The sequence below is a fragment of the Parafrankia sp. BMG5.11 genome, from assembly GCF_004337455.1.
This window is the reverse complement of record NZ_SJXI01000035.1, coordinates 106,926-130,688: the sequence shown is the minus strand read 5'-3', so window position 1 is coordinate 130,688 and position 23,763 is coordinate 106,926. Positions and strand designations below refer to the sequence as shown.

Sequence of the window (23,763 nt, the reverse complement as noted above, 5' to 3'; positions counted from 1 at the left end):
AGCTCCTCGACGAGGCGCGTGCGCTGGTCACGGTGTCCGGCACCGACGTCCTGCGCTCGCCGTGGCCGTACCTGCCCTCGCCGTGCGCCGACCCGCCCCACCACGGGCGGGAAGGCGCCGCGGCCCACGGCGGGCGCGCAGGCGTCCCGGACCATGATGGGCGGGAAGGCATCACGCCAGCGGCACTCGTGTCCGCCGGCACGACATCAGTTCACTGGACGGGGACGCCCCCGGCGTCTCAGTCCTCGTCCGGGATCTCCTCCCACCACTGGCACCACCAGTCGCCGCCGACGAGGACCCGCAGCTTCGGGTGCCAGCAGTAGGTGATGTCCTTGTCGGTGTCCAGGTAGTACAGGCAGTTGTCGCAGCGCTCGTCACCGTTCGGCTTGCCGCGGAGTATGGCGTCCTCCGCGAGGTGGCCCAGCTTGACGCTGAGCTCCTCGTCGATCGGCTTGGGCTCGGGTGCGCCGACGTCATAGACGGGGGTCGCGTCGATCTCGGTCACCGTTCTCCTTCCAGGTCGATGGCGGATCGTGCTGGGCCACGCCGTGTCCCGACCGGGGCGCCGACCCGTATCCGGCAATCCTGCCTGATTCTCGGCTTCCGTTGCGGATCAGTGGTCATGGGCGATCATCAGTTCCGCAGCCGCCTGTCTCCGGGCGGCGGTCCCCGTCTTGCCCGCTCGTGCGGTGCGGGGTTCCCGCTTCACGGCCACCCGCCCCGCGGGCGGGGTCTTACGGTCGGCTCCACGGGCGTTCGGCGCATACGCGCCCGGGTCTCCGGCCACTCCGGCACCCGTTGCGAAACGTCTCAGGTTCAGCGAGGCGTTGTAGTCGCGGTCGATCACCAGAGCGCAGTCCTGGCAGACGAACGTGCGGTCCGACAGCGTGAGGCTTGGGTTTCGCCATCCGCAGCCGGAACAGGTCTTGCTCGACGGGTACCAGCGGTCCGCGACGATCAGCCGCGAGCCGTACCACGTCGTCTTGTAGGTGAGCTGTCGCCGGACTTCGGCCATGCCGGTGTCCGACACGCCACGGGCCAGCCGGCGGTTGCGGACCATCCCGGCGACGTGGAGATCCTCGACCACCACCACGTCGTGGGACGTCGCCAGGCGGGTGGTCAGCTTGTGCAGGCCGTCGCGGCGCTGGCCGGCGACCCGGGCGTGGATGCGCGCCAGCCACGCGGCCCGCTTGCGGCGGCCGACGCTGCCCGGCTTCGACCGGGCGTAGGCGCGCGACGCGCGGCGCAGCCGGCCCAGCGCGGCGTCCAGGTGCTTCGGGTTGGGCACCCTCTCGCCCGTCGACAGGACGGCGAGGCACCTCACCCCGAGGTCCACCCCGACGGTCCCACCCTTGCGCTGCCGCCGCGACGGGGCGTCGGGCAGGTCGCGGGCGACCTGCACCGTGAACGACACGAACCAGCGGCCGGCGGTCCGCGAGACCGTGGCGCCCCTCAGCCGTGCGGTGCCGGCGTCGAGTCGGCCGATCAGCGCGCCCATGGGTTCGTGAACCTTCACCCGGCCGATCCGGGGCAGCTTCACGTGCCGGTCGCCGTCCGGGCCGTAGGCGCCGGTGGTGTACCGGAACGAGTCGCGGGCCTTGCCGCGCTTCTTGAACCGGGGGAAGCCGACGCGGCGCCCCTTGCGCCTGCCCTTACGGGAGTCGCTGAACGCCTTGAGGCCGCAGGCAAGCTGATCCAGCCCGGCCGAGTACGTCTCCTTGGAGCACTCCGGCCACCACGAGGCGACCTCGCCCTTGGCGTCGTTCCACTGCCTGCGCAGCGTCGGCATCGTCCAGGGGACCGGTGTCCGCTCGGCCTCGGGCACGCCGTAGGTGGCCTCGGCCGCGCGCTGGTCCATCGCGGCCTTCACCCGGGCCAGGCCCCAGTTGAACGCGAACCGCGCCGCGCCCGCGTGCCGACCCAGCGCGACGAGCTGCGCCGGAGTCGGATCGAGGGCGTAGCGGTACGCCTGCAGGACCGTGCTCACCCAGCATCCCCGGGGCCGGCGACAGCGACGGCGGCCGCGCGCCGCGCCCGGTTGGCCGCCGCGCGCCGGCCGTACAGCCGGGCGCACAGCGAGGTGAGGATCTCGGTCACGTCGCGCACGAGGTCGTCGTCCACCTCGGACGGGTCGACGACGAGCAGCCCGCCGAGACCGGCAGCTTGCCGGCCGCGAACCAGCGCCGGGCCCTCACGTACGCGACGCCCTGCGAGCACGCCCACCGCTTGAGGTTCACATGAACATTACAGATCACCATCGGTCGCTATCGACCACTCGACACGCAACAGTTGCCACCCTTCGCCGTCCCGGTGAACCGGATCCGGCGGCCGGGCGGCCGAATGATCGAGTGGTTCGGGCCACAGTGCGGCCGGACGCCGCCACGTGCCGGAACCCGGCCCGGATCCGGACACCCCGATTCCCGCGTTCGGTCGGTACGGTCGCGGAGTGCGCATAGCGAGGTACACCGACGGGTCCGAGCCGGCATTCGGAGTGGTGGAAGGCTCCGTGGCGGACGGAACCGCCATTGTTGCCGGGATCACACCGCATCCGTTCGCGCCCTTCACCTTCACCGGGGTGCGGCGACCGCTGGCGGAGGTACGGCTGCTGGCCCCCGTGCTGCCCAGCAAGATTCTCTGTATCGGGAAGAACTACGCCGACCACGCACGGGAGATGGGCGGCGAGGCCCCGACCAGTCCCGTCCTGTTCCTGAAGCCGTCCACGAGTGTGGCCGGCCCCGGGGACCCGATCGTGCTGCCGCCCGACAGCGAGCGGGTCGACTACGAGGGCGAGCTGGCCGTCGTCATCGGCCGGCTCTGCCGTGACGTGCCGGCGGAACGCGCATTGTCCGTCGTCCTCGGCTTCACCTGCGCGAACGACGTGACCGCTCGCGACCAGCAGGCGACGGACGGCCAGTGGACCCGCGCCAAGGGCCACGACACCTTCTGCCCGATCGGCCCCTGGATCGAGACGGACCTCGACCCGTCCGACCGGGTCATCCGGACGACGCTGGACGGCGAGGTCCGCCAGGACTCGCGGACCAAACTCCTCCTGCACGACGTCCCGGCGCTGGTGGCGTTCATGTCCCGCGCGATGACCCTGCTCCCGGGAGACGTCCTGCTGACCGGTACCCCGGCCGGAGTCGGCCCGATGCGCGCCGGCCAGACCGTAGCCGTCACGGTGGACGGCATCGGAACCCTGACGAACCCCGTGACCACCCGATAACCAGGCCACGGCCGCGACCAGGCCGCTCCCGCCCCCGGTCGTCCCGGCCTCGAATCCCGGGGTTCCCGCCGCCCGGAGCCCCGGGCCCCGAGCCCGCCACGCATTTGGCCGTGATGGCGGTGTGCTGGGTGGGGACGGGGATGTTCGGTTCTGGGGTTGGGGTGGTGTCGCGGGCCTGCTCCGGGGGTGCGAACGGCTCGGATGGGACGACTCGCCCCGCGCCCACCCCTCGTGTGGACCGCGGTCGCCGATGGGGTACAGTAGGCATCGCCCGCGAGGGCCCCATGGGGTATGGGGTAATTGGCAGCCCAACGGATTCTGGCTCCGTTAGTCTAGGTTCGAGTCCTGGTACCCCAGCTGCACAAGATGCACCACGATGCTGTATATTGAACGAGACACACAGACAGTCTTGGCCCCGTCGTCTAGCGGCCCAGGACGCCGCCCTCTCAAGGCGGTAGCGCCGGTTCGAATCCGGTCGGGGCTACGTTACAAATAATCGCGAGCGCCAACCTTCTTAGGTTGGCGCTTTTGCGTTTCCATTGTTTCACCCCGCCTCGCTCACCCCTGTGCTCCGGGCCCAACGACGTCCGCCCGGCGGGCGTGAGCTTTCGAAGTTCGGGGAGCGCGGTGCCCTCCGCCCTGTCACGTCGGTGTGACGACTCCACCGGCCTGGCCGTACCCCACCGATGGCCGCCCAGCCGTGTGCCGTGCGCGCTGGGCCGGGTGGCGTGGGCCGTCCGGGGTGAGCCGGGGCGCGCGGATGGCATGCGGGATGCGGGATGCGGGTGAGGCGGGGACGAGCGCGGTGCGGAGCGGTGCGCGGGCGGGGGTGCGCGGGTAGCGCGTAGGGGTGGAACGGTGCGGGCGGTACGAGTCCGCCGCGACGGGTGCGCCGGAGGCGCGGACAGCGTGCCGGTGGCATCGGAGTGCCGGCGGCGTGCAGAGTGCCAGTGATGTCCGGTGGCGTGCCGGTGCTGGCGGGTGTCCCGGTGGACCTCGGGTCGCCGGACTGCCGTCAGCCGGACTGCCGTCAGCGGGTGGGGTCGGAAGCGGGCGAAGGACTAGTCAACGACGCGCAGGCGGGGCATGGCCGCGGGGTGGCGGGCCATGGCGCAGGGGCGGCAGCTGCACGTGCTCGGGCCGCCCCAACCGTGGACGACCTCCTCGGCAGCCTCGGACGAGCCGACCGGCTCCGAGCCGACCAGACGCAGCACGGGACGGGTGGTGAGCGAGGCCGGGGCGCAGCCGTCAGCGAAGGTCTCCGCAGGCTGTGGCACCGCCTGGGTGATGCGGACGGGGGCGGTCGCGGTAGTCAGGGCCACTGGGGGCACGAGTCCTCCTCCGCGGGTGGCCGTCCTGGGGCCACCTCGCGGACCACAGCCTGTCGGGAACCGCGGTATGTGCGCCATGCTTCTTTGAGCCCGTTACCAGGTGGTACAGATGGCCTAGTCAAAGCTGGGCATAGTCGTCATACGACACCACCCTTGACAGCCATGGTGCTCCAAGGCCGGAACGGGAGAAACTTGCTCGGATGTCCTCCGCCAGCCCCTCCATGCCCGAACGGGCGCGCCGCCGTCACGGCAGCGCCCACGTCGGGCGCGCCGCCCGGCGGCTCGAGAAGTCTCGGTCGTCCCGGTCACCCGCGGCGGATGCCGGGCTGGCCGCGGCGACCGCCGACGCCGTGCTCCGCGGTCCCGTCGCGTGGTTCCCCCGCGGCCGCGGCCTGCCGACCGAGGACTGGGCCGCCCGCCACGCGCTGATGTGCTGGGTTCTGGCCCTGCACCTTCCGGCCATCGTCGGGTACGCGCTGTGGCGCGACCACAGCCTCCCGCACGGCCTGCTGGCGGCGAGCCCGCCGGCGCTGCTGTTCGCGGCCGCGCTGGCCCCCGGCATGCGGCGGGTGCGCGCGCTGGCCGCGAGCCTCGGCCTGCTGTGCTGCTCGGTCGTCTTCGTGCATCTCTCCGACGGCCTGACCCCGATGTACTTCCACTTCTTCGTGGTGGTCGCGCTCATCGCGCTCTACGAGGACTGGACCGTCTACCTGCTGGCCATCGCCTTCGTCTTCCTCGCCATCCTCGCGATCGGCGACCTGATCACCGACGAGGCCGCGTCGCGGATGGACAACGCCCTGCTCCTGGCAGGGCTCCACGCCGGCTTCATCTTCGCCCTGGCCGGTGCCCAGATGGTCTTCTGGCACTACAACGAGCAGTCCCGTCGGCGGGTGGAGGACTACCGCCAGCAGCTCTACGAGGGCCAGCAGAGCCTCATGGCCCGGCTGGAGGAGACCGACCGCATCCGCAGCGACCTGGTCGCCACGGTCTCGCACGAGTTCCGGACGCCGCTGACGGGCATCCGGGGGACCCTGCTCACGATCAGGCGCCGCCGGGACCGCCTCTCCGACGCCCAGCTCGACGACATGCTCGACTCGGCCGTCACCTACTCGGACCGCCTGTCCAGGCTGCTGGAGAACATGCTGACGGCCGCCACGGCCACCGGCACCGACGACACCACCGCCGCCGACCTGCCCGAGGTCGTGCGCGAGGTGATCGCGAGCCTGAACTACGCCGGCAGCAGCGTGACGGTCGACCTGCCGCCCCAGCTCCCGGTGCGGATGGCCCGCCAGGCGCTGCACCAGGTCGTGGCGAACCTTGTGGACAACGCGCTGGTGCACTCCTGGCCGGGCGCCCCGGTGCGGCTCATCGCGGGCCGGGTCGGCGACGAGGTCGTCCTGCGGGTCCGCAACCCCGGTCCGGATCTCGACCCGGCGACCATCCGCCAGCTCTTCGAGCCGTTCACCCAGCGGGACGGAACGGCGACCCGGCAGACCGACGGCGCCGGCATGGGGCTCTACGTGGTGCGGCGGCTGGTGGAGGTCCACGGCGGCCGGCTGCGGATGTCCTCCGAGAACGGCGAGATCATCGTCGAGGTCGACCTGTGGGCGGCGTCCACGACATCGGCCACCACCGGCACGGCCGATCCGGCTCCGATGCCGGTACCGATGCCGCTGCCACGCAGCATGCGCAACCGGTCGGATCTGCCCGACCCGCCCGCGCTGCCCGCCGGCTCCGGTGCGCTGCTCGGGCCGAGGGGCGGTCCCGCCGCGCCTGGTCACAGCGTGGCGGCGCCGACGCCGGAACCCGCGAACTTCCCCCGCCCCGCCTCGACACCACACCCGGCCGCGCCACCGCACGCCGCGTCCCGGCACATGACGCCGTCGCCCCGGCACTGGGGCTCGAGATCCTCGTCGTCCCTGCCCGCCGACTGGCTGCACTGACCTCGGAGTACGACGCCCGGGTTCGACGGCGATTCTGCGCAGCGCAGGCCCGGGTCCGGTTGGCACCCGGCGTCGGATGCGGCGGGGGGCCTGCGGTCACGCCGCCGGCCCGACCGAGCAGTGGACCAGGCCCGTACGCCAGCACGCCTGTACGGGATCTCCGGCTGTATCCCGTGGGAGGCCGTCGAAGAAGTGAGTTGCCTCAGCCAGTCCATGTGCCGGCGAGTCAACTCGCTTCGGTGTGGGCGGCGGCCGGTTCGGGGCGGGCCGCCGGTGGCGGCGGAAGCACCCGGGATGAAGCAGGCAGAAATGCGGTAGGCGAGCGCAGGTGATGCTCGGGCCTGCCGCCGGCGTCCCGGCCCGGAGCCGGGAGAGGCAGGCCGGGCGGGTCCCGGCTACGCGAAAGACCCCGGCGTGATGGACGCCGGGGTCTTTCGCATGTGCGGCCCGGGTGCGGTGGACGCCGGGTCGAGGACCGCTACTTGGCGGCGGCGGGGGTGGTGGGGGGCGGCTTCGCGCAGGTGGGCTCGAGCCAGACGCTGTCGCCCTTGCGCATCATCGTCCCGGCGGCAGGGTTCGTTCCCGCCGCAGTGGTGCCGGGACCGTTCTGGCAACCGCCGTTGCCGTCCAGGACACCCAGACCGGCGCCGATCAGCACGTTGCGGGCGGCGGCGAGCGTCTGATTCGCGACGGCGGGGACCTCGACGCAGTTCGTTGCCTGGACCGTGAGCGTTACCTTCGTGGTGACCGGGACGACGCTGCCCGCGTTCGGGCCCTGGTCGAGCACGACGCCGCCGTTCTTGCCCTTCTGGCAGACCTCGGTCGCCGTGACGTTCGTGAAGCCCTTGCCCGTCAAGGTGTTGGTGGCCGCCGTCTGGCTCTGGCCCACCACGTTGGGGACCGTCGCTTCCTTGGCCGTCGGTGTCGGCGTCGGTGCGGCGCTGGCGTCCGGCGGGGCCGTGGTCTGACCCGGCTGGGTGGGGGTGGCCGGCCCGGGCGTGGCGCTCTGGCCAGGCTTCGGGGAGGTACTTGGATGCGGCGTCGTTCCTGCTATGGAGCTTGTGGGGACAGTGCCCGGGTCCATCCCCGGGGGCATCGGGGCGCCGCCGGGCAGCGTCGCGGTGATCGACGGGTCGGCGACGACCTGCGAGCCGCCGTCCGCGGTGAGCGCGCTCTCGCTGTCACCGGCCGCGGCCAGGGCCCAACCACCGGCGCCGGCGACCAGCGCGACGACCAGGCCGGCTCCGGCCGCGATGCGGCTGCGGCGGCGGCGGTCGCCGGCAGAACGCCCGCCCGGTCCGCCCGGTCCGCCCGACGAGCCCGAGCTGCCCGGGGCCGGCTGCTTGTTCGCCGGGATCGCGGAGATCACCGTGTTGCGGTCGGACGCGGAGCCCGTGGAGCGGGCCGGGACGCGGACCGCCGGCCGGCCACCGGTGTCGTCGTCGCTCCAGTCGGCGCGGACGGGTGGCATCCCGGCGATCTGGGTGTGCTCGGCGTCGTTCCAGTCCGGCCGGACGGGTGGCATCCCGGCGATCTGGGTGTGCTCGGCGTCGTTCCAGTCGCCGGTCGGGCCACCCGCACCCGCGACGCTGGTCGCCGCGACCGCGGCGCCGGCGCCGGCGAGGCGGCGCCCCGCCGCGGCCGGCTGGCGGCCGCGCTCGTCCTCCGCCCAGTCGGCGGCCGAGCCGATCCGGGTCTGCGCCGCGTCGAAGGCCGCTTCCCGTTTCCCGGGCGCGTCGCGGCGAGGTTCGGGGACGGCGCCGCGCCCACGCTGACCCGCGGACCGGTCGTCGAACTCGCGGTCCCGGTTGTCGGGACGGCGGTTGTCGAGGTCCAGCTGGTCGTCGGAGTCGAAGTCCGGGTCGTCGCGGTCGCGGTCGTTCTCGAGCGCCTCGATCAGGTCCTCCGCGGCGTCCGCGGCGGAGGCGGGCCGCTGGCGCGGCGACTTCGCGAGCATCGACGACAGGACGTCCCACAGAGCCGGCGGGACGCCCTGGATGGGCAGTGGCTGGTCCTCGCGGTGCGCCCGCACCATGTCGGCCGGGTGCGCCTCGTCGAAAGGCGGGCTGCCGGCGATGAGCTCGTAGAGCACGATCCCGGCGGCGTAGATGTCGACGGCCGGCGTCGGAGGGGCGTCGGTCGTCAGCTCCGGCGCCATGTAGAGCGGGGTGCCGATCGGGCCGGTCAGCGAGGCGCGGGTGGGGGTGTGCACCATCCGCGCCACGCCGAAGTCGGTCAGCCGGACGTAGGGGCGGCGCGGGTCCGAGGTGTCGATGAGGACGTTCTCGGGCTTGACGTCGCGGTGGATGATCCCGGCCGCGTGCACGCTGTCCAGCGCCCAGAGGAGCCCGACGACGAGGTTGACCGCCTCGGTCACCGGTCGTGGCCCGCTCTGGTCGAGGTGTGCCCGGAGGTCGATGCCCTCGACGAGGTCCATCACGATCGCCAGGGGCGTGTCGGGCTCTCTGATCAGGTCACGAACCCGCACCAGGTCAGGGCTGTCGAGCTCGACGAGCAGGTCCCACTCGCGCAGGAACCGGTCGACGATCTCGGGGTCATGAGCGAGCTCCGGCCGAAGTACCTTGATGGCGACGGGCTCTCCGTCGGGGACATGGGCCCCGCGCCAGACCTGGCCGGCCGTTCCCTGCCCGAGCAATTCGTGCAGGACGTACCGTGCACCCAGTTTGCGCACTGCGCCTTTCCCCCTTTGTGTGCCGTCCGGGAGCGGACGGCGCGAGCCTGTGACGCTGCCGCGGCGGGGGCTGCGGAAGCCTGAGGACTCCGGTGAACCCTCTCGCCTACCAGTGGCGAGAGCCCGTTGACGTAAAGTCCGACCGGGCCACCGGATCGACGCACAGCGACGGACGCCCCCTGTCCGGTCGGCATCCCACGGGCTGGCGGGCTGACCGGACTGCGCCATCACTGCTTGTGTGCAGAAACTGCTCAGTACGTCGATCCTGCTCTGTTGACAACACCAGAGGCTACGATGCCGGGCTCTCTCCGGGTGCGTCGGGGTGCCGGCGGGGCCGGCTGGTGCGGGAGCATTGTGTTTCCGGACATCGAATATCGGCTTTCACGGTGGAGCGGCGGTGGTTTTCGCTGTGCCCGGTGGGGTTCTTGGCGCATTCGTCGTGATCTGAGACACGATTCCCGTTTCGGGTGTGGGGATTCGGTCGGCACCCGTCGGAGCCTGCGGGCTGGACAGCTCCCGGGCCGCGGCGACCACCGCGGTACCGTGCCGCCGTCCCGGCGACCGGGTCAGCCGTTCGACCGGGCCGGACAGCGACAGCGCGGCGACCACGCCGGACGCGCCGTACACCGGGGCCGACACCGAGGCCAGGCCCGGCTCGCGCTCGCCGAGGCTCTCCGCCCAGCCACGCCGGCGCACCTTCGGCAGGACGTCCGCCGTGAACGCCGCGCGCGCCAGCAGTTCGGGCTCGGCCGCGTCGTCGAAGGCGAGCAGGACCTGCGCGCCGGAGCCCGCGGTCATCGGCAGGGCCGCGCCGACGGGCACGGTGTCGCGCAGCCCGGTGGACCGCTCGGAGGCGGCGACGCAGACCCGGACCGGCCCGCGCCGGACGTAGAGCTGGGTGCTCTCGCCGGTGGCCTCGCACAGGGCGGTGAGCACCCGGCCGGCCGCGTCGATCATCTCCCAGGGCAGGGGGGTCGGGCCGCCGGCGGCCAGTCGTGGGCCGGGCACGAACCGGCCGTCGGAGTCGCGGGTGAGCAGGCGGTGGGTCTCCAGGGCCAGGGCGAGCCGGTGGGCCGTCGCTCTGGTCAGGCCGGTGCGAACGACCAGGTCGGCGAGCCCGGCCGGCCCGTGCTCAACGGCGCTCAGGACCAGGGCGGCCTTGTCCAGCACGCCGACGCCGCTACTATGTTCCATAGTCTGATATTGCCATCTCATTCTCTGAGATGCACGACCGCGAGACGGTGACCGCGAGACGCATGCCCCGTGGGAGGCACGGCACGGCCATGGGGCGCGCGGTCCCGTCATGACAGCGAAGTCCGAGCAGCGTGGGCCCGCCCACGCGAGAGAGGGAGTGGGGCCAATGGGTCGCACACTCGCGGAGAAGGTCTGGGACGCACACGTCGTCCGCCGCGCGGACGGAGAGCCCGACCTGCTCTACATCGATCTGCACCTCGTCCACGAGGTCACCTCGCCGCAGGCGTTCGAGGCGCTGCGGCTGGCCGGGCGACCGGTCCGCCGTCCCGACCTGACGCTGGCGACCGAGGACCACAACGTCCCGACGACCGACACGCTGCTGCCGATCGCCGACCCGGTCTCGCGGGCGCAGGTCGACGCGCTGCGCAAGAACTGCGCCGACTTCGGGGTCCGCCTGTTCCCGATGAACGACCCGGGCCAGGGCATCGTCCACGTGGTCGGCCCGCAGCTCGGCCTGTCCGAGCCGGGCATGACGATCGTCTGCGGCGACAGCCACACCTCGACGCACGGCGCCTTCGGGGCGCTCGCCTTCGGGATCGGCACCAGCCAGGTCGAGCACGTGCTGGCCACCCAGACGCTGCCGCAGCGCCGCCCGAAGACGATGGCGGTCACCGTCCAGGGTGAGCTGCCCGCCGGGGTCACCGCGAAGGATCTGATCCTCGCCGTGATCGCCCGGATCGGCACGGGTGGCGGCGCCGGCTACGTCATCGAGTACCGCGGCGAAGCCGTCCGCGGGCTGTCGATGGAGGGCCGGATGACGGTCTGCAACATGTCGATCGAGGCGGGCGCGCGCGCCGGGATGATCGCCCCGGACGAGACCACGTTCGAGTACCTCAAGGGACGTCCGAACGCCCCGACCGGGGCCGACTGGGACGCCGCGGTCGAGTACTGGCGCACCCTGGCCACCGACCCCGACGCCACGTTCGACCACGAGGTCGTCATCGACGGGCCCAGCCTGAGCCCGTACGTCACCTGGGGGACCAACCCGGGCCAGGCTGCGCCGTTGAGCTCGCCCGTGCCCGACCCGGCCGCCTACGCCGACCCGGCCGCGCGCGGCTCGGTGGAACGCGCCCTGGCCTACATGGATCTCGTGCCGGGCACCCCGCTGTCCGACGTCGCCGTCGACACCGTCTTCATCGGATCCTGCACCAACGGCCGGATCTCCGACCTGCGTGCCGCCGCCGACGTGCTGCGCGGGCGCCAGGTGGCGGACGGCCTTCGGGTCCTGGTCGTCCCCGGCTCGATGGCGGTCAAGGCCGAGGCGGAGGCGGAGGGCCTCGACGAGGTGTTCCGCGCCGCGGGCGCCGACTGGCGCAGCGCCGGCTGCTCGATGTGCCTGGGCATGAACCCGGACACCCTGCGGCCGGGGGAGCGCAGCGCGTCGACGTCCAACCGCAACTTCGAGGGCCGGCAGGGCCCCGGCGGGCGGACCCACCTCGTCTCGCCGGCGGTCGCCGCCGCCACCGCGGTGACCGGCCGCCTCACGGCGCCCGCCGACCTGTAGGGCGCCCCGGCCCGGTCGAACTCCGGGCTCCCGGACCCCGGGCCACCGGACTCCCAGACTTCCGAAACTTCCGAACGGACTCGAAGGGAACGTGCCGTCATGGAGGCGTTCACCATCCACACCGGTCGGGCGGTGCCGCTGCGGCGCAGCGACGTCGACACCGACCAGATCATCCCGAGCGAATGGCTCAAGCGCATCGAGCGGACGGGCTTCGGCGCCGGGCTGTTCTCCGAATGGCGGGCGGACCCGTCGTTCGTGCTGAACGACCCCGCCCACGCCGGTGCGTCGATCCTGCTCGCCGGCCCGGACTTCGGCACCGGCTCGTCGCGTGAGCACGCGGTCTGGGCGCTGCAGGACTACGGCTTCCGCGCGGTGCTCTCGCCCCGCTTCGCCGACATCTTCCGCGGCAACGCGCTGGGCAACGGCCTGCTCCCGGTGGTGCTGCCGGCCGACACGGTCGAGGCGCTGACCGCGGCGGTGGAGGCCGACCCGACCACGGAGATCACCGTCGACCTGGTGGCCCGGGAGGTCCGCGGCGCCGGTCAGGTCGCCGGCTTCGAGCTCGACGACTTCACCCGCTGGCGGCTGATGGAGGGCCTGGACGACGTCGGCCTGACGCTGCGCCACGAGCAGGACATCACCGTGTTCGAGGCCAGCCGGCCCGGGTGGCTCCCGACCACGGCCTGAGCCTCCCGCGTCACCTGAGGATTTTCCCCGGGCCGAGCTGGGACGTCCCCGCTCGGCCCGGGGATTTCCGGCCCACTGACGGGCTCCCGGGCCGCCCTCGCGGATGTTGCGTTGATCACGTTCCAACCCCTTGCGGCGCCCCAGGTGGTGGGTGGTCCGCGCGCCGCCGGCCGGCCTGCCGCCCGGTGTTCGTCGCAACGCTGAGGGTGATCTCACATCCGCATGGGGTAGTTCCATGGTGTGTTGCTGTGAGGACCTTCTCTGGCTGGCGTCTGCCGGCTACCAATTCGTGACTTTCGGCTTGAATTCGCCCCCGTCAAAAGTTACTGAAGGTGACCAAGTTGCAGGATGCGGCGGGCTCGTAGGACAGCGCGCAACCTGTAGCCACCCGACGCGAACCCGCTGACGTGCGGGTTTGTGTGACGCGACACGCTCATGGGAATTGCCCTCGACAGTGGAGATGCCTACGGTGCAGCGCAGTGTGATGCCCGATCTGCTCCCCACCCCGCACCGTGCGGGGGCGTCCGGAGGTTGTTGTGAACAAGTCCCAGTTGGTTGACCGCATCGCCCAGCAGATCGAGGGTGGGCGGTCGAACGCCACCAAGGCGGTCGACGCGGTGTTCGACGCGATCCAGGAGGCCGTGGCCGGCGGCGAGAAGGTCACGATCACCGGGTTCGGTGTGTTCGAGCGGGTGGAGCGCGCCGCGCGCACGGGCCGCAACCCCGCGACCGGCGAGCCCGTCCACGTCGCCGCGTCCGTGGTGCCGAAGTTCCGTCCCGGCTCGGAGTTCAAGGCCAGCGTCTCGGCCAGCAGCGACTGAGCGGCTGACGGCCGTGCCCTCACGCGGCCGCGCTCCGGAGCGAGCGTGGACACCCACGACGCTCCGGAGCGCGGCCGCGGCGGACGCAGAGCCCGCCGCCGCCCGTCTGCCCTGCTAGCTAGCGGCGCCCGCGCTCGTACGCCTGCGCCATCAGGTCGGCCTGGTAGTCCGAGAGACGCTCGTCGTCCGCCGAGGTCGTCTGGCGCTCCCAGCGGCCGTCCGCGGCCAGGGTCCAGGCCTCCACCTGGTCGGAGAAGGCGTGGTCGAGCATCCCCCGCACCGTGGCCTGCCGCTCGGTGTGCGGGACCCGCACCAGCGCCTCGATCCGGCGGTCCAGGTTGCGGTGCATCATGTCGGCGCTGCCGATCCAGAACTCGCCGACCGAGGCGAACTCCAGCACCCGGCTGTGCTCCAGGAACCGCCCGAGGATCGACCGGACGTGCACCGTCTCGGACAGCCCCGGCACCCCCGGCCGCAGCGCGCAGATGCCGCGCACCAGGCAGTGCACCGGCACCCCGTCGCGGGACGCCCGGTAGAGCGCGTCGATGATCTTCTCGTCCACCAGGCTGTTGACCTTGACCCGGATGCCGCACTCGCGGCCCTCCCGGGCGGCCGCGGCCTCGGCCTCGATCCGCTGGATGATGCCGTCCCGCATGTGCTGCGGGGCGACCAGCAGCGAGCGGTACTCGGTCTGCCGGCTGTAGCCGGTCAGCACGTTGAACAGGTCGGTCAGGTCGGCGCCGACGTCCGGGTCGGCGGTGAGCAGGCCCAGGTCCTCGTAGAGGCGCGCGGTCTTGGGGTTGTAGTTGCCGGTGCCGACGTGGCAGTAGCGGCGTAGCCCGCCGCGCTCCTGGCGCACCACCAGACAGATCTTGCAGTGCGTCTTGAGTCCGATCAGCCCGTAGACGACGTGGCAGCCCGCCCGCTCCAGCTCGCGCGCCCAGCGGATGTTCGCGCTCTCGTCGAACCTGGCCTTGATCTCCACCAGGACGACGACCTGCTTGCCGGCCTCGGCGGCCGCGACGAGCGCGTCGACGATCGGTGAGTCGCCGGAGGTCCGGTAGAGCGTCTGCTTGATCGCCAGGACGTTCGGGTCGGCCGCGGCCTGCTCGATGAACCGCTGCACCGAGGTCGTGAACGAGTCGTACGGGTGGTGGACGAGGACGTCCACCTCGCGCAGCACGCTGAAGAAGTCCGGCGGCTCGCCCTCGTCGGTGAGCAGCCGCGGATGCGTGATCGGCACCCGCGGCGGGTCCTTCAGCTCCGGCCGGTCGAGGTCGTAGAGGGCCCAGAGCACCGACATGTCGAGCGGGCCACGGACCCGGTGGACCTCGCGGTCGCTGATCTCCAGCTCGCGCATCAGCAGGCTGAGCAGGTCGTCGTCGATGTCGTCGTCGACCTCGAGGCGGACCGCCGGGCCGAACCGGCGCCGGGCCAGCTCGCGCTCCAGTGCCTGGAGCAGGTCCTCCGCCTCGTCCTCCTCGACCTCCAGGTCGGCGTTGCGGGTGACCCGGAACAGGTGCGAGTCGGCGACCTCCATCCCGGGGAAGAGCTGCCCGAGATGGGCGGCGATGACCTCCTCGAGCGGGACGAAGCACGCGGTGGTGTCGTCCTGGGCGCGCCGGGGGGCGGCCTCCGTGCCGGCCCGGTCCCCGGCCGGCTCGTCGACGTCCACCCGGATCAGCCGCGGGACGTTCTGCGGCACCTTGACCCGCGCGAAGCGCTGCGCGTCGCCGCCAGGCTCGCGCACCGCCACGGCCAGGTTCAGCGACAGGCCGCTGATGTAGGGGAACGGGTGCGCCGGGTCGACCGCCAGCGGGGTGAGCACCGGGAAGATCTGCTCGTGGAAGTAGTCCCGCAGCCGCTCCCGCTGCGGGTCGCCGAGCTCCTGCCACAGCTTGACCGTGATCCCCGCGTGCGCGAGCGAGGGCGCCACCTCGTCGGTGAAGCAGCGCGAGTGGCGGGCGGTGAGCTCGGCGGTGGTGCGGCTGATCAGGTCGAGCTGCTCGCGGGCGGTCAGCCCGTCGGCCGAGCGGACGGCCAGCCTCGTGGCGTGCCGGCGCATCAGGCCGGCCACCCGGACCATGTAGAACTCGTCGAGATTGCTCGCGAAGATGGCCAGGAACTTCGCCCGTTCCAGCAATGGGGTCGAGACGTCCTCGGCGAGTGCGAGGACACGGCTGTTGAAATCAAGCCAGGACTTCTCGCGGTTGATGTAGCGGTCCGGCGGGAGGTCCGAAGGGGTCGGCGTGCGGGGCGCCTCCAGGGGCTCCAGCAGCGCGCTTCGGGCCTTCCGCTGCGGCTGATCCGGGCGGGTCGCCACCAGCTCGCTCATGCTTGTCCATGCTGCCAGGCTTGAGTGAACGCGGCAGCCTCGAAGTATGACGATGTGAGGTAATCATGAGGATTGGTTGTGCCGTCCGGGCTGCTGAGATGTCCTGTGCCGCTGCCGTTCGGTGACAGTCGTGCCGCGATGTGGCATTTGTTAACGGACGGGAAACAGGCCAGAGTGACGATCGGTGGCGTGGTGGAGACTCCTGGGGCACCCGGTGGCCGGCTCACGCCCGCCGGGCCGGCGTCTGCCGTGCCCGACATCGCGGGCGCGCAGCGGGTCACCTACCGGGTGAGCCAGCGGTTCCGGTACACCTACGACGGCAGCGCGACGAACCTCGACCACCGGCTTGTCGCGGTGCCCCCGGCGCGGCACGGCGGCCAGTTCCGCCGGTCCGTCGACCTGCGGGTCTCCGCCCCGGAGGCGCGCACGACCTGGCAGCGCGGGCCGGACGGCCTTCAGATCGCCAACATCCGGATCGACGTCGTGCCGCCGACGCTGGACTTCGATGTCACCGTCGTCGTCGAGCGGATCGCCCGGGCCGGGTGGCCGACGCTGCCGGCGTCCGCGCTGAGCAGCCGGCGCCTGCTGACCGCCACCGCTCTCACCGCCCCCACCCCGGCGATGATCGACGCGGCGCGCTCGATGGCCGGGCCCGACCCGGTCGCCACGGCCCGCCGGGTGTGCGGATGGGTCCACGAGCGCATCGCCTACGTCTCGGGCAGCACCGACGTCGGGACGACCGCCGCCCAGGCGCTCGCCGGCGGGCGCGGCGTCTGCCAGGACCAGGCCCACGTGATGATCGCGATGTGCCGCGCGGCCGGTATCCCCGCCCGGTACGCACAGGGGCACATGCTGGGTGAGGGCGCCTCGCATGCCTGGGTGGAGGTGCTGGTGCCCGCGGCCCTCGCTCCGCCCGTCGGCGGGGCCTCGCCCGTCGGCGGGGCTGACGCGCTCGCCGGGGCGGGGGCGGTCGATCCGGGGCCGGCCGAGGCGTTCACCCCCGGCGGTGTCGGCGCGGCCGCGGTGGCCTTCGACCCCTGCCACGACCGGCTCGCCGACCTGCGGTACGTCACGGTGGCGGTCGGTCGCGACTACCAGGACGTCGCACCGACCTCGGGTCGCTACGTCGGCGCGGGCCGCGGCGTCCTGGTCGCCACCGCGCGGGTCGACGTCGTCTAGAGGGCCGAGCTACTTCCGACTCAGGACCAGCCCGCCCCGCCACCGCCACACCGACCGGCCGACCGGCACTACCACTGTCGCCGGCCCGGTCGGCGCCGGCGCGACTGCCGGCGCCGGCGCCGATGCCGGTGTCGCGGCGAACCGGCGCTCGTCCGGTTTGGCCGTCCGCGACGTCTCGTCTGACGCCATAGGGTGCCCGACGCGCCGCGCGCACCACAGGTGGACACTCTTTGTGTTTGCCTGATCACAAGATACGGTGACCCGAGGGGCTCTCCGACGAGCTGGTCTCTCGGCGTCGATTGATCGAACACGCACGAGCTGTCCTGGTTCGCGGGAGTTCCCGACGAGCGTGCCGCGGCCTGCGCCGCGGTCAGTGACCCCTCGCGAGTGATCAGGCCCAGCGGGTCCTGATCACCCGCGACGCACCGTCATCCGCGAAAGCCGTCATAACCCTCGGTCGCCGCCGGCTGACCCCACGGACGTCGGTGCGCAGAGAACCGGCCCAGGTGCCGGTGGGGCGGACCACCGGACCACAGGGGGAGGAGGGTGGGCGTGCCTCTACTGCTCGACGGCGTCGGGATCGCGGCGGGTCTCACCGCGGCCGCCGGCTGCGTGTGGACAGGCCGCCGGCTCGGGCGGGCCCACGGCAGATGGCTGATCTGGGTCGCCGCGGCGCTGGTGGCGTGGACGGCCAGCCAGTCGGCGTGGGTCGCCGACGGGCGTGACGGCCAGCGGCCCCGCCGGCCGTCCCTGGCGGACGTCGGCTACCTGGCGATGCCCGTCCTGGCACTCGCGGCGCTCGCCGCGACCCCGACCGCGCGGGCGCGCCGGCCGGTGAACCAGCCGGATCTGCCGCCCCTGCCGGCGGGTGTGCCGATCGCGGGCGGGCCGGGGACCTCAGGTGGCTTCGGCGGTTCCGGTGGCTTCGGTGGTTCCGACCGGGTCCGCCGGTCGCGGGCGGAGCGCACCGGTGACGGCGTCGCGGGCCTGGTGGACCGGCTGCTGCTTGCCTGCTCGGTGATTCTCGTCGGCTGGGGGCTCGGGGTGCGCCCCGCGCTCGCCGCCGCCGGCACGGACGGGTGGAGCCGTGCCGTGGCGGCCGTCTATCCCGCCGGGGCGGTGCTGCTCGTCGTCGCCGCGCTGCACGCCACGGCGTTCCGGCGGCCTCCGGACCGGGTCCGGATCCTCGCGGCCGCCGTGGGCCTGTTCCTGATCGTCGCCTCGACCTCATGGCTTCGCGGGCCGACCGACGCCGCCGCCTTCCCGGCGGTGGTCGGGGTCGTGCCGATCGCCGGCTGCGCGTTCGTTCTGCTGGCCGTGCTGCGCGCGGCCGGCGGCGCCCGGATCGGGACGGCGGGCTTCGTACTCCCGGCGGCCGCGCACGCCGCGGGTCCAGAGCACGCCGCGGGGCATGCGCACGCCATGGACTTCGGTCACGCCGCGCGGTTCGGCCATGCCGTCGGGTACGGACACGCCGTGTCGACACGCGCCGGCACCGGCGGCGTTCGCGGGGCAGGCGGTGGACGGGCGGCTGGCGGCGGAGGGGCGGCCGGGGGCGTTCGCGGGGCCGGCGGCGGTCGCGGAGCCGGCGGCGCCGACGCGGGCGACGGGTCCGAGCGCTGGGGCTTTCTCCTGGTGCCCACGCTGGTCGCCGGCTGCGCGACGGCGACGGTGCTGGCCGGCCTCGCCGGCGGCCACCGCCTCGACGGCGTCGAGATCGGGCTGGCCGCGGTGGTAGTCGCCGGGATGGTGGCCGACCGCCTGGTGGCGGCCCGCGCGGGCCGGCGGCTCGCCCAGCGGGTCCACGCCGCCGAACGGGAGATCCACCACCGGGTCTTCCACGACCCGCTCACCGAGCTGGCGAACCGCGCGCTGTTCCAGCACCGGCTGCGCGGCGCCCTGACCGACCGCTGGCGCTCCGGCGACGACCGGTCCGGTGGCGGCATCGCCATCCTGTACTGCGATCTTGACGACTTCAGCGCCCTCAACGACAGCCTCGGCCCGGCGGCCGGTGACCATCTGCTGCGCACCGTCGCGCAGCGGCTGCGGCACTGCGTGCGCACCACCGACCTGGTCGCCCGGGTCGGCGCGGACGAGTTCGCGGTACTGCTGGCCGGCGGCGACGAGTCGCCCGAGGTGGTCGGGGAGCGGGTGCTGGCCGCGCTGCGCCACCCGATGGCGGTCGGCGGGCGGCCGCGCTCGATCCGCGCCAGTGTCGGGCTCGCCGTCGCCCGCCGCACCCACGAGACCGGGGAGTCGCTGCTTCGGCACGCCGAGACGGCCGTCCACGTGGCCAAGTGCTCGGGCAAGAACCGGCTGGTGACCTACCGGCCGGGGATGGCCTCGCCGGAGGCTGGCGCGCACCTGGCCGACGCGCTGGCCACGGCGCTGCGCCGCGGCGGGCGCTCGGCGGGCTTCGACGTCCACTACCAGCCGATCGTGCGGCTGCGGGACGGGCACCCGGTGGCGCTCGAGGCCCTCGCCCGCTGGACCGACCCCGGGCGCGGGCCCGTCCCGCCCGGCACGTTCGTCGCCGCCGCCGAGAACGGGGGGATGGTCGGCCTGCTCGACGACCTGGTGCTCACCCGGGCGTGCACCGAGGTCGCGCTGGCCTACCCGGCCGGCTCGCGGCTGCGGCTGCACGTGAACGTCTCGGCGAGCCGGATCACCGACACCAGGCTGCGCGACAGCGTCGCCCGGGTGCTCGCCGCAAGCCGGCTCGACCCCCGCCGGCTCGTCGTGGAGGTCACCGAGACCAGCCGGATCGCGGACCTCTCCGCCGCGGCCGACGTGCTCTCGGGCGTGCGGGACCTGGGGGTGGCGATCGCGCTGGACGACGTCGGCGCGGGCAACACGAGCCTGGCCGTCCTGCACCGGCTGCCGGTGGACGTCGTCAAGCTGGACCGCACGCTCATCGAGTCCCCGATGGACGGCAGCCGGGTCTCGAACCTGCGTCGCTCGATGATCGACGTCGCCCACGCGCTCGGGGCGGTCGTGGTCGCCGAGGGCATCGAGCGGGAGTCGCAGCTGGTGGAGCTGGACCGTCTCGGCTGCGAGCTCGGCCAGGGTTTTCTCTTCGCGCGGCCCGGGCCGCTGTCGGGTCTGCCGCCCATCGGCGGCGGTCCCGGCGGCGGTCCCGGTGACGGCGAGGACGGCTATGGCTCCGGCGGGGGGGAAGGTGGGTCCCAGAAGTGGTGAGGCCCGGTCCAGCGGCGCCTCGTGCCCTGGCGGTGGGGCGGGATGAGCCCGAACACGGTGGCGGCCGAGCCGGAGCCGGCGCGGTTGACGGCGCCACCCGCCAGCACCCAGGCCCCGATGGGCGGGAGCGCCTCGAGGTGCGCCAGGTTCTCCAGGGAGACGCGGTGCTCGCGGTAGAGCGCCCTGGAGACCGCGTACGTGTCGTCCGAGCCCGGGTCGGGGCCGAAGGTGTCCGACCCCAGGGCACCCCGCCGCCCGAGCCGGCCGGTCTCGATCAGCCAGCGCACGGCGGCCAGCCCGAAGCCGGGCTGATGGATGCCTCCGTGCCCGTCCAGGTTCGGGTAGGCGGGCGTACCCCAGCGGCGGTCCCATCCCGTCCACGCGATCACGGCGGCACCGGCGGGGATGCGCCCGTGCCGGCGCTCGAACGCCGCCAGGTCCGCCAGGCTCACCTGGTAGTCGGGATTCTCGGCCGCCGCGGCGCGGACGTCGATCCGCACCGCGGGCAGGAACAGGTCCGCCGGGTGCAGCTCGTCGGCGAGCGCCCCCGCGGGGTCGAAGTGGCCGGGCGCGCCCCAGTGGGTGCCGGTGTGCTCGCCGCGGCGCACCAGCTGGAGATAGTAGCCGTCCCGCTCGATGGTCGCCGCGGTGGTCAGGGTGAACTCGGGATCGCCGGGGAACACCGGCGTCGTCGCCGGGTCGTGCACGTGCGCCAGGCTGACGACGGTCACCGCGCCGAGGCCGTCCCCCGCACCCCCCGCGCGGGCGGTGCGGGCCCAACGGGGCCGGTTCACGCAGCGGTGCGCGGGGACGGGTCGGCCGCGAGCGCTCGGGCGGTGGCCGGGCCCAGCCCGAGGGCGCGGGCCGTGTTGAGATCGGCGACGGTGTCGACGTCCCGGCGCAGTCCGGGAACCGTGTCGGCGAGCAGGGCGGTGAGGTCGACGGCCCCCGAATCGAGGTGCGCCTCGAAGCTGCCGGGGCCGAACGAGGGACACAGTGAGGCACCGGGAGCGGCGCTGAGTAGCACCGTGCCGGTGCCGACCGCGTCCGCGAGCACGCCCCTACCGGACGGCGGCGCGGCCGCCAGCGCCCGTCGCAGCTCGGTCGGGCGCAGCGCGGGGAGGTCGGCGGAGACCGCGGCGACGGCGCATCCCGGGTGTATCCGGCGGGCGAGCGCGGCGCCGTGCGCGAGCGCCGGGTTGAGCCCCCGGTTCGGCTCGTCCGCGGCCACCAGCAGCCGGCCCGTCCGCGTGAGGCCGTACATGCCGCCCACACCGGTCGTGCCGCCCACGCCACCCGCGCTGCCGCTCCCTGTGCTGTCAGTGCCGGCCGGGATCTCGGACCGGTCCCGCGCGAGCTCGGTGAGGGCGCGCCGCGCGCGGGGGTCGTCTGTGACGACGACGAGGCCCACGACGCCCTCGCCGGCGTCGAGCACCGCCCTCGCGGTGTCCAGAGCCATGGCCAGCGCGAGCGCGCCGCGGTCCGGCCGGTCGAGCCGGGACTTCGCGGCGGTCAGCGGCTTCAGCGGGACCAGGACGACCCAGGGCGGGGCGGTCTCGGTGGTCAGCACAGCGCCGACGATAGGACATCCGACCCGCCGCGGGCGGTCCCCGCGGCGTCCGGCATCCGCCCGCGAGGCGCCGGGCGACGGGCCCGCCGGCGGTGCCCGGGTCCTCCCGTCATGGCACGAACTCGACAGTCTTCCCGGCGCTGAGCAAGACTGCCCACTCATGGGACGACCATGGCGGGGCGGGTTCTGGATCGCGCTCGCCGCGGCCGTCATCCGTCCGCTGTCCTGCCTGCTGACCCGCCGGCGCTGGTCGGGGCAGGGGAACATCCCCGCGTCGGGGGGCGTCATCCTGGTCGCCAACCATCTCTCGACGGTGGACCCGCCCCTGCTCGCGCACTATGTGTACGCCGCCGGGCGCAGTCCCCGGTTCATGGCGAAGAGCGACCTGTGGGAGGTTCCGATCCTGCGGCGTGTGCTGGCGGGCGCCGGGCAGATCCCGGTCTACCGCCGGGATCCCAGCGCGGGCGGCGCGCTGCGTGACGCGGTCGCGGCGCTGCGCGCGGGGCGCGCGCTGGTCATCTACCCGGAGGGCGGCATCACCACCGATCCCGACTACTGGCCGATGCGCGCCCGCACGGGCGTGGCCCGGCTCGCTCTCGCGACGGGCGCGCCGGTGATCCCGGTGGCCCAGTGGGGCGCGCAGCGCATCTGGGGGCGCGACCGGCGGCCGCACCTGTTCGCCCGCCCGGAGATCCGCGTCCACGCGGGCCGTCCCGTCGACCTGAGCCGTTTCGCCGCCCGGTCCGGTGCGCCGACCGACCCGTCCGGTGTGGCTGACCCGTCCGGTGCGTGGCTGCTGCGTGCGGTGACCGACGTGGTGATGGCCGATCTCACCGCGGTGGTGGAGCTGGTCCGGGGCGAGCCGGCGCCGCCGCCGGCCGGTTCCGCGGTGCCGGCTGATCCTGTGCCGCCGGCCGGTTCCGCGGAACCGGGTCCGGAGATTCCCTGTCAGCCGGAGGCGGCGGCGTCGCCCGGGGCCCGCCCGCCCGACCCGGACGCGCCGCGGGCCGGGAGCGCGCGGTGAGGCGCGCGGCGGTCCTCACCGCCGGCTCCTGGGGGACGGTCTTCGCCAAGGTGCTGGCCGACGCGGGCGCGCGCGTCACGCTGTTCGCCCGAGACCGGGCGATCGCGGACGCGATCAACGGCCGGCACGTCAACCCTCGCTACCTGGCGGACGTCCGCCTGCCGGACCTGGTCCGCGCCACCTCGAGCCCGGAGCGGGCACTGTGCGAGGCCGACCTGGTGGTGCTCGCCGTCCCGTCGCAGGCGCTGCGCTCCTGCCTCGTCGAGTGGGCGCCACTGGTGGGGCCCGGCGCCGTCTACGTGAGCCTGATGAAGGGCATGGAGGCCGGGAGCAGCCGGCGGATGAGCGAGGTGATCGCGCAGGCAGCCGGGGTCGGCCCGGAGCGCATCGCGGTGGTGAGTGGCCCGAACCTGGCCCGCGAGATCGCCGTCGAGCACCCCGCGGCCACCGTGGTGGCCAGTGCGTCCGCGGCCACGGCGCACGCCGTCCAGGCCGCCTGCTGGACGCCGTACCTACGGCCCTACACGAACGCGGACGTCCTGGGCTGCGAGCTCGGCGGGGCGGTGAAGAACGTGATCGCGCTCGCCGCCGGGATGCTGGAGGGCATGGGCTTCGGCACCAACAGCCTGGCCTCGCTGATCACCCGCGGGCTCGCCGAGACCGCGCGGCTCGGCACGGCGCTCGGCGCGGACCCGATGACGTTCGCCGGGCTGGCCGGTCTCGGGGATCTGGTGGCCACCTGCGGATCACCGCTGTCGAGGAACCGGAGCTTCGGCGAGAAGCTCGGCCGCGGCATGACCCTCGACCAGGTGCTCGCCGAGCAGCGCCAGGTGGCCGAGGGGGTGCGCTCCTGCCGGCCGCTGCTGGCGCTGGCCGACGGGCTCGGGGTCTCCATGCCGATCACCCGCCAGGTCGAGCGGGTGCTGTACGAGGGGCTGCCGCCGCTGGAGGCGGTCAAGGACCTGATGAGCCGCGAGCCCGGCCCCGAGTACCACCTTTGAC

The 23,763-nt window shown here is 73.6% G+C and carries 17 protein-coding genes, 2 tRNA genes and 1 pseudogene; 11 read left to right on the top strand and 9 right to left on the bottom strand.

Going from position 1 to position 23,763, the window contains the following annotated elements; all coding sequences use genetic code 11:
• Positions 1-238: 238 nt before the first annotated feature.
• From E0504_RS23750 to E0504_RS23740, 3 genes and pseudogenes are all read right to left on the bottom strand, one after another.
• A complete protein-coding gene (locus E0504_RS23750; RefSeq protein WP_112105829.1) occupies positions 239-505 on the bottom strand; it encodes a hypothetical protein in 267 nt (88 codons plus the stop codon).
• Positions 506-613: 108 nt separating this feature from the next.
• Positions 614-1,987, bottom strand: a complete 1,374-nt coding sequence (gene tnpB, locus E0504_RS23745) for an IS607 family element RNA-guided endonuclease TnpB (RefSeq protein WP_112105828.1) — start codon at positions 1,985-1,987, stop codon at positions 614-616.
• A pseudogene (locus E0504_RS23740) lies at positions 1,984-2,145 on the bottom strand (IS607 family transposase); the annotation flags it as partial. The pseudogene E0504_RS23740 and the gene tnpB, both read right to left, overlap by 4 nt.
• Positions 2,146-2,446: 301 nt before the next feature.
• On the opposite strand from E0504_RS23740, the gene E0504_RS23735 reads away from it, so the two are divergent.
• The 3 genes from E0504_RS23735 to E0504_RS23725 all read left to right on the top strand — a co-directional run bounded on the left by E0504_RS23735 (position 2,447) and on the right by E0504_RS23725 (position 3,707).
• The gene (locus E0504_RS23735; protein ID WP_112105833.1) at positions 2,447-3,223 is read left to right on the top strand and encodes a fumarylacetoacetate hydrolase family protein; all 777 of its coding nucleotides are present in this window, start codon (positions 2,447-2,449) and stop codon (positions 3,221-3,223) included.
• Between the two features lie 285 nt (positions 3,224-3,508).
• A tRNA-Gln gene (locus E0504_RS23730) sits at positions 3,509-3,580 on the top strand.
• A gap of 54 nt (positions 3,581-3,634) precedes the next feature.
• Positions 3,635-3,707 (top strand) — tRNA-Glu (locus E0504_RS23725).
• 577 nt (positions 3,708-4,284) lie between these two features.
• On the opposite strand, the gene E0504_RS23715 is transcribed toward E0504_RS23725, so the two are convergent.
• Entirely contained in the window at positions 4,285-4,554 is a 270-nt protein-coding gene (locus E0504_RS23715; protein WP_165938593.1) for a hypothetical protein, read from the bottom strand.
• Positions 4,555-4,754: 200 nt separating this feature from the next.
• Here E0504_RS23715 and E0504_RS23710 point away from each other — a divergent pair, with 200 nt between their 5' ends.
• Positions 4,755-6,497: a HAMP domain-containing sensor histidine kinase gene (locus tag E0504_RS23710; protein WP_112109250.1), complete on the top strand. Its 1,743-nt coding sequence runs from the start codon at positions 4,755-4,757 to the stop codon at positions 6,495-6,497.
• A gap of 478 nt (positions 6,498-6,975) precedes the next feature.
• On the opposite strand, the gene E0504_RS23705 is transcribed toward E0504_RS23710, so the two are convergent.
• Entirely contained in the window at positions 6,976-9,189 is a 2,214-nt protein-coding gene (locus tag E0504_RS23705; RefSeq protein WP_131625907.1) for a serine/threonine-protein kinase, read from the bottom strand.
• A gap of 381 nt (positions 9,190-9,570) precedes the next feature.
• Complete coding sequence (locus tag E0504_RS23700; RefSeq protein WP_131625906.1) at positions 9,571-10,383, bottom strand: IclR family transcriptional regulator; 813 nt, start codon at positions 10,381-10,383, stop codon at positions 9,571-9,573.
• 166 nt (positions 10,384-10,549) lie between these two features.
• Here E0504_RS23700 and leuC point away from each other — a divergent pair, with 166 nt between their 5' ends.
• From leuC to E0504_RS23685, 3 genes are all read left to right on the top strand, one after another.
• Positions 10,550-11,947, top strand: a complete 1,398-nt coding sequence (gene leuC / locus E0504_RS23695) for a 3-isopropylmalate dehydratase large subunit (protein ID WP_131625905.1) — start codon at positions 10,550-10,552, stop codon at positions 11,945-11,947.
• Between the two features lie 99 nt (positions 11,948-12,046).
• Entirely contained in the window at positions 12,047-12,634 is a 588-nt protein-coding gene (gene leuD, locus E0504_RS23690) for a 3-isopropylmalate dehydratase small subunit (protein WP_020458749.1), read from the top strand.
• A 536-nt stretch (positions 12,635-13,170) separates the two neighbouring features.
• A complete protein-coding gene (locus E0504_RS23685) occupies positions 13,171-13,455 on the top strand; it encodes an HU family DNA-binding protein (RefSeq protein WP_006541029.1) in 285 nt (94 codons plus the stop codon).
• A 118-nt stretch (positions 13,456-13,573) separates the two neighbouring features.
• Here E0504_RS23685 and E0504_RS23680 read toward each other — a convergent pair whose 3' ends face one another.
• The gene (locus E0504_RS23680) at positions 13,574-15,790 is read right to left on the bottom strand and encodes an RNA degradosome polyphosphate kinase (protein WP_112105285.1); all 2,217 of its coding nucleotides are present in this window, start codon (positions 15,788-15,790) and stop codon (positions 13,574-13,576) included.
• A gap of 192 nt (positions 15,791-15,982) precedes the next feature.
• Between E0504_RS23680 and E0504_RS23675 the strand changes: the two genes are divergently transcribed.
• A complete protein-coding gene (locus E0504_RS23675) occupies positions 15,983-16,969 on the top strand; it encodes a transglutaminase family protein (protein ID WP_112105308.1) in 987 nt (328 codons plus the stop codon).
• Between the two features lie 552 nt (positions 16,970-17,521).
• Positions 17,522-20,167, top strand: a complete 2,646-nt coding sequence (locus E0504_RS23670) for a bifunctional diguanylate cyclase/phosphodiesterase (protein ID WP_131625904.1) — start codon at positions 17,522-17,524, stop codon at positions 20,165-20,167.
• Here the strand turns inward: E0504_RS23670 and E0504_RS23665 are convergent.
• Together E0504_RS23665 and cofC are read right to left on the bottom strand one after the other, a co-directional pair.
• Positions 20,125-20,961: a cyclase family protein gene (locus E0504_RS23665; RefSeq protein ID WP_112105287.1), complete on the bottom strand. Its 837-nt coding sequence runs from the start codon at positions 20,959-20,961 to the stop codon at positions 20,125-20,127. The genes E0504_RS23670 and E0504_RS23665 overlap by 43 nt on opposite strands.
• The gene (gene cofC / locus E0504_RS23660; protein WP_131625903.1) at positions 20,958-21,737 is read right to left on the bottom strand and encodes a 2-phospho-L-lactate guanylyltransferase; all 780 of its coding nucleotides are present in this window, start codon (positions 21,735-21,737) and stop codon (positions 20,958-20,960) included. Before cofC ends, E0504_RS23665 begins: the two co-directional genes overlap by 4 nt.
• Positions 21,738-21,897: 160 nt before the next feature.
• On the opposite strand from cofC, the gene E0504_RS23655 reads away from it, so the two are divergent.
• Together E0504_RS23655 and E0504_RS23650 are read left to right on the top strand one after the other, a co-directional pair.
• Complete coding sequence (locus tag E0504_RS23655) at positions 21,898-22,761, top strand: 1-acyl-sn-glycerol-3-phosphate acyltransferase (RefSeq protein ID WP_071060635.1); 864 nt, start codon at positions 21,898-21,900, stop codon at positions 22,759-22,761.
• Positions 22,758-23,762: an NAD(P)H-dependent glycerol-3-phosphate dehydrogenase gene (locus E0504_RS23650; protein ID WP_112105289.1), complete on the top strand. Its 1,005-nt coding sequence runs from the start codon at positions 22,758-22,760 to the stop codon at positions 23,760-23,762. Before E0504_RS23655 ends, E0504_RS23650 begins: the two co-directional genes overlap by 4 nt.
• Position 23,763: the final 1 nt, after the last annotated feature.